Raw genomic sequence first — 13466 nt, 5'->3', positions numbered from 1 at the left:
GAGTCAATTACTATGAATATCGGTTTCTCTCCACTGAATGGCCTCAACTATCCAACCCCTTACGATAATAGTCGCATCAACAATCGCCACTTGGAAAAAGGCGAATTCAATGCTGCCTACACCCGCAAAGATGATGCCCCCGCCCGTACAATTGTTCGCTCGACCACCGACTCGGGCATCAGACCAAAAAACATATGGCGAGATTTCTTTCAAGTCACCGAAGGTAACTGTGTCACGGTGTCAGCCATCAAGGCGGCGATGGCCAAGTTCGGCAGCCATCCAGAGGGTATTTATAAAAAGATAACCCGGACACCTGAAGGTTATGACGTAGTGATGCGCGACGATGTCCGCATCACCCTGACCCATCAAGAACTGCTTCAAGCCATGGAGCACACAGGATTCGCTGGTAGCGGCAAGGTCTTGCGACATGCCGTTTTTCTATATGCGGCCAGCGCAAAGCGGGCGCAGAACGAAAACAATGACCACCGGGCCAGCCAGAACTTTAAGACCGCAATGGACACCTTGAACGACGGAGAACACCCTGGTGAAGCGTTAACACGCCTTGGGCTCAAGCACTCTATGCGCAGCGGCACTCTTGAGGAATTAAAAAATGGAGCGATAGGTACCCTTGCCAACTCCAGCCATTCTGTCGCCGTCATTGATGGCCATATCGACTTGTGGAGTATCAAAGTTCCTCTTGGCGACTCACCATTCGACAGTAAAGAAAATACCGTATTGGTGTTGGCTTAAATCAATCTTTGCCTGACTTGCCTGTAAGTGGACTCATCTGTCAGGCAAATCCCTTCCCACTGGTAAACTTTCTGCGGTGCTCTCATTTGGCGAATCCGCCTATTGTCCCCTCCCTGATTCCTCGTTATAAGGCTTGATGGCATCCCGCCACCCCACCCACGTGCCCGCACGTGATGCATGACCTTGCCTGGACTGGGCAAGCTGGAGCCTTCAGATGAACCATGGAAGTTTTGTCATAGAGAAGCTGTTCAAACACTACAACGTTCACGTAGAGCAGCTCGGTAACCATCCGCATAGAAAAACCGTACTGATGGTCAATGGCGCGCTGTCCACCACGCGCTCCTTTGCCCGCACCAGCAAATGCCTGGCCGAGCATTTCAATGTGCTGCTGTTCGACTTGCCGTTCTCCGGCTACTCGCGCGAGCACAACACCGACCTTGACCTGGTCACCAAGGACGACGAGGTGCAAATCCTGCGTGCCCTGGTGGAACGCTTTGAGGTCAACCATCTGGTGTCGGCCTCGTGGGGCGGCATCTCTACGCTGCTGACCCTGGCGCACAACCCGCCCTCCATCGAAAGCTCGGTGGTGATGGCCCTGGCGCCCAACCTCAACCAGGCCATGCTCGAATACGTGGAGCGCGTGCGCGTGTTGATCGAGGCCGATGACAAATCTGCGGTCGGCCACCTGCTCAACGAGACGGTCGGCAAATACCTGTCGCCGCGCCTCAAGCGCAACAACCATCGGCACCTGTCGACCATGGCCACTACCGAGTACCGCCAGGCGCGCTTTCACATTCACCAGGTCCTGGCCTTGGGCGATGGCAACTACTTGCCGGCGCTGCGACAGATCGAGACGCCGGTGCACTTTCTTAACGGTGCCCTGGACGAATACACCCCGGCCGCCGAGGCCCAGCTGTTCAAACAATATGTAGGCCGCAGCAGCTTTGCGGTGGCCGAGCATACCGGCCACCTGCTGGACCTGGAGTCTCGGGAGGCGGCGCTGGCAGTTCACCGTGCATTGCTGGATTTCCTGGTCGGAGAGCACGCAACGTTGTCGGACTTAGACGAACCGCCAGTGGGAAAATGAGCGACGAATGGCGCATAATCGCCAACACATAGCCTGCTAATAAAAGGGTCCCCATGCCGAATCGTGCCCCTCTCGATGCCAAGACCGCCCGCTGGCTCCCCTGGGTGGTAGCGATTGCCTTCTTCATGCAATCGCTGGATGGGACGATCCTCAACACGGCTCTGCCGGCCATGGCCCGGGACCTCGCGGAGAACCCGCTGCGCATGCAGGGGGTGGTGATCGCCTACATGCTCACCGTCGCCCTGCTGATCCCCGCATCGGGCTGGATCGCCGACCGCTTTGGCACCAAGAAGATTTTCTTTGGCGCGATCATGCTGTTCAGCCTCGGCTCGCTGCTGTGCGCGTTGTCCAGCAGCCTGACCATGCTGGTGGGCGCACGGGTGATCCAGGGCTTGGGCGGTGCGCTGATGCTGCCGGTCGGGCGGCTAGTAGTGCTGCGCGCTTATCCACGTTCCGAGTTGGTGCGCATCATGGGCTTCATCACCATCCCCGGCCTGCTCGGCCCATTACTGGGCCCGACCATGGGCGGCTGGATGGTGCAATACCTGACCTGGCACTGGATCTTCCTGATCAACCTGCCGGTGGGCATGATCGGCTGCTATGCCGTGTGGAAATTCATTCCCGACCTGCGCGGCAGCGAACGCACGCGCTTCGACGGCCTGGGTTTCCTGCTGTTCGGCGCGGCAATGGTGCTGATCACCATCGCGATGGAGGGCCTGGGCGAACTGCACCTGCCGCACCTGCGGGTCATATTGCTGCTGTTCGGCGGGTTCGCCTGCCTGGCGGCGTACTGGCTGCGCGCCGGGCATATTGATAACCCGTTGTTCTCGCCGGTGCTGTTCAAGACCCGCACCTTTGCCGTCGGCATTCTGGGCAACCTGTTTGCGCGGCTGGGCAGCGGCGCACTGCCGTTCCTGGTACCGCTGCTGTTGCAGGTGGCACTGGGTTACTCGCCATCGGAAGCCGGGATGAGCATGTTGCCACTCGCGGCGGCGGCGATGTTTGCCAAATCCGTGGCAAGGCCGCTGATCGAGCGCCTCGGTTATCGCATCGTGCTGACCGGCAACACCTTGGCTCTGGGCATCATGCTGGCGAGCATGGGCCTGGTCAGCGAGCACACGCCCTACCCGCTGCTGCTGGCAATGCTGGCGGTGCTGGGGGCGATCAACTCCCTGCAATTCACCGCGATGAACACCGTGACCCTGATCGACCTCGACGACGCCCAGGCCAGCAGCGGCAACAGTTTGTTGTCGGTGGTGGCGCAGTTGTCCCTCAGCCTCGGCGTAGCCTGCGCCGGCGCGTTGCTTGGCGGGTTTACTGCCGAGGCCGGCAATGACGGTGTGGAGAGTGTCCTCGGCGCGTTCCAGTTGACCTTCCTCACCGTGGGCATCATGGCGATGCTGGCGGCGGCGATCTTCCTGCAATTGTCGCCAAAAGACGGCAAACGCGTGGTCAGCCGCGAGCACGATATCGAGCACTGACGGGCTTCTCGTCGAGAACTTGCGGGGAAAATCCCACAGGGCTGGTACACTGCGCGACATTTTGTTTTGCAGAGCCAGTCCCGTGACTACCATCGCCACCGCTTTTAATACTTTGCCCCTGTCCGCCGCCATGCTGGCTAACCTCGACTCGCTGGGTTACGTCGAGATGACGCAGATCCAGGCGCAAAGCTTGCCGGTGATCCTCAAGGGGCTGGACCTGATTGCCCAGGCCAAGACCGGCAGCGGCAAGACCGCCGCCTTCGGCATCGGCCTGTTGAACCCGATCAACCCACGTTACTTCGGTTGCCAGGCGCTGGTGATGTGCCCCACCCGTGAACTGGCCGACCAGGTCGCCAAGGAAATCCGTCGCCTGGCCCGTGCCGAAGACAACATCAAGGTGCTGACCCTGTGCGGCGGCGTGTCCCTCGGCCCGCAGATCGCCTCCCTGGAGCATGGCGCTCACGTCATCGTCGGCACCCCGGGCCGTATCCAGCAGCACCTGCGCAAAGGCTCGCTGGTACTGGACGGCCTGAACACCCTGATCCTCGACGAAGCTGACCGTATGCTCGACATGGGCTTCTACGACGCCATCGAAGACATCATCAGCAAGACCCCACCACGCCGCCAGACCCTGCTGTTCTCGGCCACCTACCCGGTGAGCATCAAGCAACTGGCGTCCAAGTTCATGCGTGCGCCGCAGCAGGTGAAGGCCGAGGCGTTCCACTCCGATGACCAGATCGAACAGCGCTTCTACGAAATCTCACCGGAAGAGCGCATGGACGCGGTGACCAAGGTGCTCGCGCACTTCCGCCCGGCTTCCTGCGTGGCGTTCTGCTTCACCAAGCAGCAAGTGCAGGAAACTGTCGACCACCTGACAGCCAAAGGCATTTCCGCCGTCGGCCTGCACGGCGACCTGGAACAACGCGACCGTGACCAGGTACTGGCGATGTTCGCCAACCGCAGCACCTCGGTGCTGGTGGCTACCGACGTGGCTGCCCGTGGCCTGGACATCGACTCGCTGGACATGGTGATCAACGTCGAACTGGCCCGCGACTCGGAAATCCACATCCACCGCGTTGGCCGTACCGGTCGTGCTGGCGAGACCGGTATCGCCATCAGCCTGGTGGCGCCGTCCGAAGCGCACCGCGCCCAGGCCATCGAGCAACTGCAGAAGTCGCCGCTGAACTGGGACCAACTGGACAACCTCAAGCCACAAAGCGGTGGCCCGCTGCTGCCGCAGATGAGCACCCTGTGCATCGCCGCCGGGCGTAAAGACAAAGTCCGCCCAGGCGACATTCTGGGTGCATTGACCGGTGAAGCCGGCATTCCGGGCGCCCAGGTCGGCAAGATTGCGATCTTTGACTTCCAGGCATTCGTGGCCGTGGAACGCGGGATCGCCAAGCAGGCGTTGCAGCGCTTGAATGACGGCAAGATCAAAGGCCGTTCGTTGCGCGTGCGGATCCTGTAAATATCTCGCACACCAATGGAGATTCAAATGTGGGAGGGGGCTTGCTCCTGATAGCGGAGTCTCAGTCAATATAGATGTGACTGAACCACCGCCATCGGGAGCAAGCCCCCTCCCACATTTGACTGTATTTCAATTCAGAATTTGTATGAGGACACCGTTTTGCGCTCGACCGAAGTTGTGATCATTGGCGCCGGCGCGGCAGGCTTGATGTGCGCACTGACCGCCGCCGGGCGTGGGCGCAAAGTGATGCTGATTGACCACGCCAACAAGGCCGGCAAGAAGATCCTGATGTCCGGTGGCGGCCGCTGCAACTTCACCAATATGTACACCGAGCCTGCCAACTTCCTCTCGCATAACGCGCACTTCTGCAAGTCGGCCCTGGCGCGCTACACCCAGTGGGATTTCATTGGGCTGGTGGCCAAGCACGGTGTGCCGTACCACGAGAAAAAACTCGGCCAGCTGTTCTGCGATAACAAGTCCAGCGACATCCTCGGCATGTTGCTCGATGAGTGCATCCAGACCGGCGTGAGCCTGCACCTGGACACCTCCATCGAGGAAATCGCCAGGCTCGATAGCGGCTACCAATTGCAGACCACGCTCGGCGAGTTGCACTGCGAGTCGCTGGTGATTGCCACCGGTGGCTTGTCGATCCCCACATTGGGCGCCACCGGTTTTGGCTATCAAGTGGCCAAGCAATTTGGCCACGAACTGCTGCCAACCCGCGCCGGGCTGGTGCCGTTTACCATCACCGACCAGCTCAAGCCATTGTGCAGTGAGTTATCCGGCACTTCAGTGGATTGCCTGGTGAGCTGCAACGGCCAGAGCTTTCGCGAGAACATGCTGTTCACCCATCGCGGCCTGAGCGGGCCGGCGATTTTGCAGATCTCGTCTTACTGGGAATCCGGCGACACGGTGGAAATCAACCTGTTGCCCGATCATGACGCCCATGACTGGCTGCAACAGCAACAGGCCGAGCATCCCAACAGCGAGCTAAAGACCCTGCTGGGGGAGATTTTCACCAAGAAGATGGCCAACCTGCTGGCCCAAAGCTGGTTCGAATCCAAACCGATGAAGCAGTACACCCACGCTGAAATTGCCGATATCGCGCAAAAGCTTGGGAGCTGGCAACTCGTACCGGCCGGCACCGAGGGCTATCGCACTGCCGAGGTAACCTTAGGTGGAGTGGACACGCGGGAAGTGTCGTCCAAGACCATGGAATCACTGAAAAGCCCTGGCCTGTACTTCATCGGCGAAGTGCTGGATGTGACCGGTCACTTGGGCGGGTTCAACTTTCAGTGGGCCTGGGCGTCGGGCTACGCAGCCGCGCAATACGCCTGACACAACGCAGTAAAAATGTGGGAGGGGGCTTGCTCCCGATGGCGGTGTATCAGTCAGTACATCTGTTACTGATACACCGCCATCGGGAGCAAGCCCCCTCCCACATTGGTTTTGTAGTGATCTTGAAAAATTTGCTGTTGGATGTGATCAGCACACTTGCCGTGGCGTCCTTGATAGCTCAATTTAGCGACAACGTCCCGGAAGACTCCAGACTTCATGTCATCGACCTCGTTCAAGCAGTCCATGCGGCGCCTGTGGGCGCTGGATAAATTCAGCTACAGCGTACGGGTGTTCATCGCCCTCACCGGCAGCATGGCGCTGTGTTGGTACCAGGATGAAATGACGCTGTTGATCCCGCTGTTCCTGGGGATTATCGCCAGTGCCCTGGCCGAGACTGATGACAGTTGGCAGGGCCGCCTCAACGCCCTGGCGGTGACACTGGTGTGTTTCAGCATCGCCGCGCTGTCGGTGGAATTGCTGTTCCCCTCCCCCTGGATCTTTGCCATCGCCCTGGCCCTGGCCAGTTTCTCCCTGACCATGCTCGGTGCGCTGGGCGAACGCTATGGCGCGATTGCCTCGGCCACCCTGATTCTGTCGGTCTATACCATGATCGGCGTGGACCAGCGCGGCGGCGCCGTCACCGACTTCTGGCATGAGCCGCTGCTGCTGGTGGCCGGCGCCGCCTGGTACGGCGTGCTGTCGGTGCTGTGGCAGGCGTTGTTTTCCAACCAGCCGGTGCAGCAAAGCCTGGCGCGGTTGTTCCGTGAGCTGGGGCGCTATCTCAAGCTCAAGTCATCCTTGTTCGAGCCGATCCGCCAACTGGATGTGGAAGCCCGGCGCCTGGAACTGGCCCAGCAAAATGGCCGGGTGGTCGCCGCGCTGAATGCGGCCAAGGAAATCATTCTGCACCGTGTCGGCAATGGCCGACCGGGCTCGAAGGTCAGCCGCTACCTGAAGCTGTATTTCCTGGCCCAGGACATCCACGAACGCGCCAGTTCGTCTCACTACCCGTACAACGCCCTGACCGATGCCTTTTTCCACAGCGATGTGCTGTTTCGCTGCCAGCGCCTGCTGCGCCAGCAAGGCAAAGCCTGCCAGACCCTGGCCGAATCGATCCAACTGCGCCAACCGTTCATCTATGACGACAGCTTCGCCGAGGCCCTGGGCGACCTGAACGCCTCCCTGGAGCACCTGCGCATCCAGAGCAACCCCGCCTGGCGTGGCCTGTTGCGCTCGTTGCGCGCCTTGGCCGCCAACCTGTCCACCCTTGACCGCCTGCTGGGCGACGCCAGCAACCCCGATGCCCTGGCCGACGCTACCGACAGCAACCTGTTGGACCGCGCCCCGCGTAACTTCAAGGAAATGTGGACGCGCCTGCGCACCCAACTCACGCCGACGTCATTGCTGTTTCGGCACGCCTTGCGCCTGTCACTGGCATTGACCATCGGCTATGGCACCCTACACGCCATCCACGCGTCCCAAGGTTACTGGATCATCCTCACCACCCTGTTCGTCTGTCAGCCGAGCTACGGCGCCACCCGCCGCAAACTCGGCCAGCGGATCATCGGCACCGCCATCGGCCTGACCGTGGCCTGGGCGCTGTTCGATTTGTTCCCCAACCCGGTCGTGCAATCGATGTTCGCCATCGCTGCGGGCCTGGTGTTCTTTATCAACCGCACCACGCGCTACACCCTGGCGACTGCAGCGATCACTCTGATGGTGCTGTTCTGCTTCAACCAGGTGGGCGATGGCTACGGGCTGTTTCTGCCTCGCCTGTTCGATACCCTGCTTGGCAGCCTGATCGCGGGGCTGGCGGTATTCCTGTTCCTGCCGGACTGGCAAGGCCGGCGCCTGAACAAAGTGCTGGCCAATACACTGACCTGCAACAGCATCTACCTGCGCCAGATCATGCAGCAATACGCCGCCGGCAAGAGCGACGACCTGGCCTACCGCCTGGCCCGGCGCAACGCGCATAACGCCGATGCCGCACTATCCACTACGCTGGCGAATATGCTGATGGAGCCTGGGCACTTTCGTAAGGAGGCCGACGTAGGCTTTCGCTTTCTGGTGCTGTCACACACCTTGCTCAGCTATTTGTCGGGTTTGGGTGCGCACCGCGAAACCCAGCTACCGGCCGACGTGCGTGAGCATTTGATCGAAGGCGCAGGCAACAGCCTGGCGGCAAGCATTGATGAGATCGCCAGCGGCCTGGCCAACAAACAGCCGATTGCGATCCAGAGTGATGCCGAGGAAGGGTTGGCGGCAGAGTTGGAGCAAATGCCGGATGAGATCGATGAGGCGCAGCGGTTGGTGCAAACGCAGTTGGCGTTGATTTGTCGGCAGTTGGGGCCGTTGCGCACGTTGGCCGCGCACTTGATCAAAGACACCAGCGCGGCTTAGGCCGCTATCGGGGGGCAAGTCGAATCGTCGCACCGCCCCTCCCACATTCGATTGGTGTATGCCGGTCCCTTGTGGAAGGGGGCTTGCCCCCGATGAGGCCCGCACAGACGCTACATCCCATGCGCCTTCATCAACCGCGCATAACTGCCATCCGCCTTCATCCGCGCAATCTCCCGATCAAAACCGGCAACAATCTGCGCGTGTTCGGGGTTCTTCAGGCTGACCAGGATATGCAAGCTGTTCTGGCTCAAGGGCTCGCCCACAAACGCCACGGCATTGCGCACCCGCGGCGATTCCCGCGCCAGGTAGTAACGCGCTACGTATTCATCCTCCAGCGTCAACCGCACGCGCCGGGCCGCCAACATGCGCACGGCCATGGCAAAGTTGTGCACCGGCACTTTCTGCAACAGTGTGTCTTGGTCAAACGCTGCCGAGTAGGCGTAACCGCGCACCACGGCGATCGTCTCGTCGTGCAGTTCTGTCAGGTTGCGATAAGCAATGGGATCGTCGCTACGCTTGAGAAAGCGCACACGGTTAAGCAAATACTCGCCGGAAAACTGCCCCAACTGCGTACGGGCCTCGTCGTACCAGGCGTTGATCAGCACGTCGTAGCGTCCGTCCCCCACCCCTTTCAAGGCGCGAGCCCAAGGCACCTGGTCAAAATCACTGGCATACCCCGCACGGGCCAGGGCCGTGCTGACGATATCCGTGGCCAGGCCGCCATTGATCAGGGTGGCATCGGTAAACGGCGGCCAGCTATCCGCCACCAGGCGCAGGCGTTGTGCCAACACCGGTTGGGCCAGTAACAACACGGCGATCAAAGCAACGGCACGAGTCAATCGCGGCATGCTCAAAGTCCTTGGCGGGCAGGCAGTGGCCTGATAACAGTAGCTCATCAATGAGCGTGCACTGCAGATTACACAAAGAAACCCGCGGTGCCCGCGCCAAATGATGGCAAATTGATGCCATTCACAAAATTACCATTTTAGACACCAGCGCCCGCCGCGCTTACTATTCTTGGCACGTCTTTATACGAGCACACATCATGACGGTTGATTGGGTCTGCAAACATCACGACGACTTGGGCAAGGAACAGCTGTACGCCATCCTGCGCCTGCGAAGCGAGGTCTTCGTCGTCGAGCAACAATGCGTTTACCAGGACATCGACGGCCAGGATCTGGCGGGCGATACCCACCACTTGATGGCCTGGCAAGATGATGAGCTGGTGGCCTACCTGCGGTTACTGGACCCTGAGTCCCAGGGCGACGACGTAGTGATCGGCCGCGTCATCGTAGCAAAGGTGGCACGGGGCACCGGGCTGGGGCATCAAATGATGGAGGAAGCGCTCAAGCGCATTGAGAGTATCTGGCCAGAAATGCCGATTTTTCTCTCAGCCCAGGCGCATTTGCAGGGGTATTACGGGCGCTATGGGTTCGTAGTGGCGGGCGAGGAATACCTGGAAGACGATATTCCACATATTGGTATGCGGCGGGCTTGATGGCCTCATCGGGGGCAAGTCCAGCCACAACCTGTGTCAGGGGTAACCCAACACCTGCTTGATCATCGCAAGATTGGCCGCGATCCACCCCCGGTCAATCGCACCCCAATCACGAATCCGATAATGCCCAGCGTGATTACGCGCCCCCTCTTCCTGCTCGAACTCACACACAATATCCAGGTCGGCCAACGCCGCAATCGTGTCCTGGGCCGTGCGCCGTGGCATGCCAGTGGCCTCGGTCAGCGCCGGGACGCTGCTGGCCAACTGGCTGTCGATCAAATACGCCACATACAGGCGGCGATAGAAGCTGCTTTTGGTCTTGCTCACATCCATGGTCTGTCGCCTTGTGGTTAGGGCTTGCCCTGCAAATCGCGCCAGGTGAGGTACACCCGCAGGTCGAATTCCACCTGATGGTAGTCCGGCATCATGTATTGGCAGAGTTTGTAGAACGCCTTGTTGTGGTCCGATTCCTTGAAGTGCGCCAGTTCATGCACCACGATCATGCGTAGAAACTGCGGGGCGGCCTCCTTGAACAGCGAAGCGATGCGAATCTCTTTCTTGGACTTGAGATTACCGCCCTGTACCCGCGAAATCGTGGTGTGCAAACCCAAGGCGCGATGAGTCAGGTCCAGCCGGTTATCGAACAGCACCTTGTCGATGGACGGTGCGTTGCGCAAGTGTTCCTGCTTCAGGGCCAGCGCGTAGGCGTACAGCGCCTTGTCGCTCTGCACGGCGTGGCGTTCGGGGTAACGCTGCTCCAGATAGGCACCCAACTGGTCCTTGGCGATCAGTTGACGCACTTGCTCCTGAAGCGCAGCGGGATAGGCCTGGAGGTATTTCAACGCAGTCATGGGGGTGTGCAACGCAAATGGGACGGGCGCCAGTGTAGCGAATTCAACGCCCGCGAGGGTACGACCAGCCTGCAACGTCCTCGGCCATTAACGGCAACGCCGCCCACGGCCCCTGGATATACGTGCAGCCATTGGCCTTGAGCCATTCTGTTTGCTCAAGGGTCTCTACGCCTTCAGCGATCACCAACACATCAAAATGCCCACACAACTGGATGATGCTGCGTGCCATTGCGGCATCCCGCGACGAGCCTGGCAGGCGCGCCACCAACTGCGGGTCAAGCTTGAGGGTGTCGAACGCAAGATCGCGCAAATGGGCCAGGGAGCAGTGGCCAGCACCAAAGTCATCCAGGGCTATACGCACGCCAATGCGGCGCAGTAACTGCAACTGTTTGGTCGACTCCTCAAGATTATTCATCAGGCAGTCTTCACCGATTTCCACCTCCAACTGCCGCCCACGCAGCCCATGTCGCTCCAGTACCTGCTGCAGTTGGTTGGCCAGGTTGGGCATATTGAACTGGCTACTGCTCAGGCTCACGCTCAGCACCAGCTCAGGGTCGAAGGTAGCTTGCCAGGCCTGGCGCTGAGCAGCGACTTGCTGGTAGATCCAGGTGCTCAACTGGCTGATCAAGCGCGCCTCTTCCAACAGCGGCAAAAACAAACCTGGTGGCACATCGCCGACACTCGGATGCTGCCAGCGCAACAGTGCTTCGACACCGCGCAGACGCCCATCATCCAGGCACATCTGGGGTTGGTACACCAAGGTGAAATCCTTGTTCGCAATGGCTGTGCGTACGCTGTCTTCGAGCATCAGCCGCGAACGGGCGCGGCCGTTCATTTCCTGGTCGTAGTAACGATACTGCTGACGTCCGGCGCGCTTGGCTTCGTACATAGCGATATCTGCTGCCCGTAACAGACCGCTCAGGTCCGAGCCGCAATCCGGAAACGTCGCAATGCCAATACTGACGCCGAGCATCACATCCAGACCGTCGACCTGCTGGCACACAGACACTCGCTCGATCAGCTTTTCCGCGATCTTCGCAGCCTGTTCGGGGAACTCAAGCTCCAGCAAGGCGGTGAACTCGTCCCCGCCAATGCGTCCGAGAATGTCGTAGGAACGCAGACATGCCTGCATTTGTTCAGAAACCCAACGCAGCACGCGATCACCGGCGTCGTGGCCCAACGTATCGTTGACTCGCTTGAAGCCATCAAGGTCCAGGTACAGCAATACCAGCGCCTGCTCACTGCGTTCGCCGCGCAGCAACGTATTCTCCACCGCCTGATGAAAACCCCGCCGGTTCAGCAGCCCGGTCAACGGGTCGGTCACGGCCTGGAACTCCAGCTGCTGGTGCAGGTGGCGCACTTCAGACATGTCCAGCACTGTCACCACCATCGCCTGCTGCTCGGCAGGCAAGGGCGCGCAGGATAACGCCACCGGCACCTGCTGCCCGCGACCCGTACGCAAAATGGCATCGTGCTGGCGCCACGTCTGGCCCTTGCGATACGCCTCGTACATCGGGAAGCCCAGCCAAGTGGGCACATGAGGTTTTTGCAGAAAACTGAGAAAACTCTCCCCCTGCAACTCGGCCATCGTGGCATTGAGCAGCCGCGAAATGGCCGGGTTGGCGTATTCGATCACACTGGTTTCGCCCACCACCAGAATGCCCTCGGCGGCGTTATCCAGCACCGAGGCATTAAAGGCGCGGGCCAGTTCCAGGTCATGGCTCAGGCGCTGCAAAGCGCGGCGATTACGCTGGTGATCCAGCAACGCCTGCACCTTGGGCTTGAGGATAAGTGGGTCAAACGGCTTGAACAGGTAGTCGATCGCACCGCTGGCATACCCTTCAAGTACCGCGTCGGGTGAATGGGCAGTGGCTGTCAGGAAGATAATCGGCGTCATGCGCGTGCGTTGGCTGCCACGCATCAGGCGTGCCACCTCGAAGCCATCCATACCGGGCATGCGCACGTCCAGCAACACCAGGTCGACGTCGTGGGCCAGCAGCAATTCCAAGGCTTCCAGGCCGGAAGCGGCGGTCATTACCCGCCAGTCTTCACACTGCAATAGCGCACGCATGCTGACGAGGTTTTCCGGGTAGTCATCGACCACCAAAAGGACCGAACTGGCATCGCCTGGGTGTGGAGCGCAATCCATGCTACGTCTCTTCCTTGGGGAGCTGCACCGGTCAGTTCTGTTACCAAACCCGGATAAATACTGAGGGCTCACTCTAGCCTCGGTTCCAAAAAAGCAGAAGTGACGTGGATGCCCTCATTGAAACAAAAGCCAGGAAGCCGACTAACGGTAAGGCCCTACAGCCCGCGGCTCATGGGCAACATGGCTTTTTGGCATTCCTCTGACGCCAATTAATTGCCAGCGATTGTTTAACAATTTCACCAGCACCGCCTATAAAGAACCGGTAAGGCCTCTGGGCCAACGTTTTCACCCTCTGTAAAAGGCCAACACCATGATCGACCTCTCCACCTGGAACCTGAGCATTCCGGTCGGCTCCCCGCCCACGACCATCGACACCCCAAGGCTGCTGAGTGGCTTCAACGATCAATACTTCCAGGCCGAAGGCAGCGATGTGCAGTTCTGGAC

At 59.8% G+C, this 13466-nt stretch carries 11 protein-coding genes and 1 pseudogene; 8 read left to right on the top strand and 4 right to left on the bottom strand.

What is annotated here, in order from left to right; all coding sequences use genetic code 11:
• The first annotated feature begins 12 nt into the window (after positions 1–12).
• The 6 genes from E3O56_RS05760 (at position 13) to yccS (ending at position 8524) form a co-directional block, all read left to right on the top strand.
• Positions 13–750, top strand: coding sequence for a hypothetical protein (locus tag E3O56_RS05760; RefSeq protein ID WP_050549381.1), 738 nt, complete (start codon positions 13–15; stop codon positions 748–750).
• A gap of 214 nt (positions 751–964) precedes the next feature.
• On the top strand, positions 965–1837 hold the full coding sequence (locus tag E3O56_RS05755; protein WP_032879030.1) for an alpha/beta hydrolase: 873 nt from the start codon (positions 965–967) through the stop codon (positions 1835–1837).
• Positions 1838–1890: 53 nt separating this feature from the next.
• Positions 1891–3318 (top strand): multidrug transporter subunit MdtD, encoded by a 1428-nt coding sequence (gene mdtD, locus E3O56_RS05750; RefSeq protein ID WP_032879027.1) that lies wholly within the window; start codon positions 1891–1893, stop codon positions 3316–3318.
• A gap of 130 nt (positions 3319–3448) precedes the next feature.
• Complete coding sequence (dbpA, locus tag E3O56_RS05745; RefSeq protein WP_232289440.1) at positions 3449–4786, top strand: ATP-dependent RNA helicase DbpA; 1338 nt, start codon at positions 3449–3451, stop codon at positions 4784–4786.
• A 159-nt stretch (positions 4787–4945) separates the two neighbouring features.
• Positions 4946–6124, top strand: a complete 1179-nt coding sequence (locus E3O56_RS05740) for an NAD(P)/FAD-dependent oxidoreductase (RefSeq protein ID WP_032879024.1) — start codon at positions 4946–4948, stop codon at positions 6122–6124.
• A 216-nt stretch (positions 6125–6340) separates the two neighbouring features.
• Entirely contained in the window at positions 6341–8524 is a 2184-nt protein-coding gene (gene yccS, locus E3O56_RS05735) for a YccS family putative transporter (RefSeq protein WP_248127969.1), read from the top strand.
• A gap of 110 nt (positions 8525–8634) precedes the next feature.
• On the opposite strand, the gene E3O56_RS05730 is transcribed toward yccS, so the two are convergent.
• The gene (locus tag E3O56_RS05730) at positions 8635–9372 is read right to left on the bottom strand and encodes a transporter substrate-binding domain-containing protein (RefSeq protein WP_032879022.1); all 738 of its coding nucleotides are present in this window, start codon (positions 9370–9372) and stop codon (positions 8635–8637) included.
• A 197-nt stretch (positions 9373–9569) separates the two neighbouring features.
• Here E3O56_RS05730 and E3O56_RS05725 point away from each other — a divergent pair, with 197 nt between their 5' ends.
• On the top strand, positions 9570–10022 hold the full coding sequence (locus E3O56_RS05725; protein WP_248127968.1) for a GNAT family N-acetyltransferase: 453 nt from the start codon (positions 9570–9572) through the stop codon (positions 10020–10022).
• A gap of 36 nt (positions 10023–10058) precedes the next feature.
• Here the strand turns inward: E3O56_RS05725 and E3O56_RS05720 are convergent, their stop codons facing one another.
• From E3O56_RS05720 to E3O56_RS05710, 3 genes are read right to left on the bottom strand one after another with little or no spacing between them, the layout of a single operon-like run.
• Positions 10059–10355, bottom strand: a complete 297-nt coding sequence (locus tag E3O56_RS05720) for a winged helix-turn-helix domain-containing protein (protein WP_005792184.1) — start codon at positions 10353–10355, stop codon at positions 10059–10061.
• A 17-nt stretch (positions 10356–10372) separates the two neighbouring features.
• Positions 10373–10873, bottom strand: a complete 501-nt coding sequence (locus E3O56_RS05715; RefSeq protein WP_032879017.1) for a M48 family metallopeptidase — start codon at positions 10871–10873, stop codon at positions 10373–10375.
• Positions 10874–10916: 43 nt separating this feature from the next.
• Positions 10917–13022, bottom strand: coding sequence for an EAL domain-containing protein (locus E3O56_RS05710; RefSeq protein WP_248127967.1), 2106 nt, complete (start codon positions 13020–13022; stop codon positions 10917–10919).
• A gap of 310 nt (positions 13023–13332) precedes the next feature.
• Between E3O56_RS05710 and E3O56_RS05705 the strand changes: the two are divergent.
• Positions 13333–13466, top strand: a pseudogene (locus tag E3O56_RS05705) (polysaccharide lyase family 7 protein); the annotation flags it as partial.

It is taken from the genome of Pseudomonas sp. W2Aug9, assembly GCF_023127755.1.
Classification (GTDB): Bacteria; Pseudomonadota; Gammaproteobacteria; order Pseudomonadales; family Pseudomonadaceae; genus Aquipseudomonas; species Aquipseudomonas synxantha_A.
Note: the sequence above shows the minus strand (reverse complement) of the source record. Positions and strands in the feature narration are given on the sequence as shown.

Excerpts from the sequence above, each read along its gene's own strand:
- dbpA (WP_232289440.1), top strand. The coding sequence starts at position 3,449 with ATGCTGGCTAACCTCGACTCGCTGGGTTACGTCGAGATGACGCAGATC.
- E3O56_RS05730 (WP_032879022.1), bottom strand. The coding sequence starts at position 9,372 with ATGCCGCGATTGACTCGTGCCGTTGCTTTGATCGCCGTGTTGTTACTG.
- E3O56_RS05715 (WP_032879017.1), bottom strand. The coding sequence starts at position 10,873 with ATGACTGCGTTGAAATACCTCCAGGCCTATCCCGCTGCGCTTCAGGAG.
- E3O56_RS05755 (WP_032879030.1), top strand. The coding sequence starts at position 965 with ATGAACCATGGAAGTTTTGTCATAGAGAAGCTGTTCAAACACTACAAC.
- E3O56_RS05725 (WP_248127968.1), top strand. The coding sequence starts at position 9,570 with ATGACGGTTGATTGGGTCTGCAAACATCACGACGACTTGGGCAAGGAA.
- E3O56_RS05710 (WP_248127967.1), bottom strand. The coding sequence starts at position 13,022 with ATGGATTGCGCTCCACACCCAGGCGATGCCAGTTCGGTCCTTTTGGTG.
- mdtD (WP_032879027.1), top strand. The coding sequence starts at position 1,891 with ATGCCGAATCGTGCCCCTCTCGATGCCAAGACCGCCCGCTGGCTCCCC.
- yccS (WP_248127969.1), top strand. The coding sequence starts at position 6,341 with ATGTCATCGACCTCGTTCAAGCAGTCCATGCGGCGCCTGTGGGCGCTG.
- E3O56_RS05720 (WP_005792184.1), bottom strand. The coding sequence starts at position 10,355 with ATGGATGTGAGCAAGACCAAAAGCAGCTTCTATCGCCGCCTGTATGTG.
- E3O56_RS05760 (WP_050549381.1), top strand. The coding sequence starts at position 13 with ATGAATATCGGTTTCTCTCCACTGAATGGCCTCAACTATCCAACCCCT.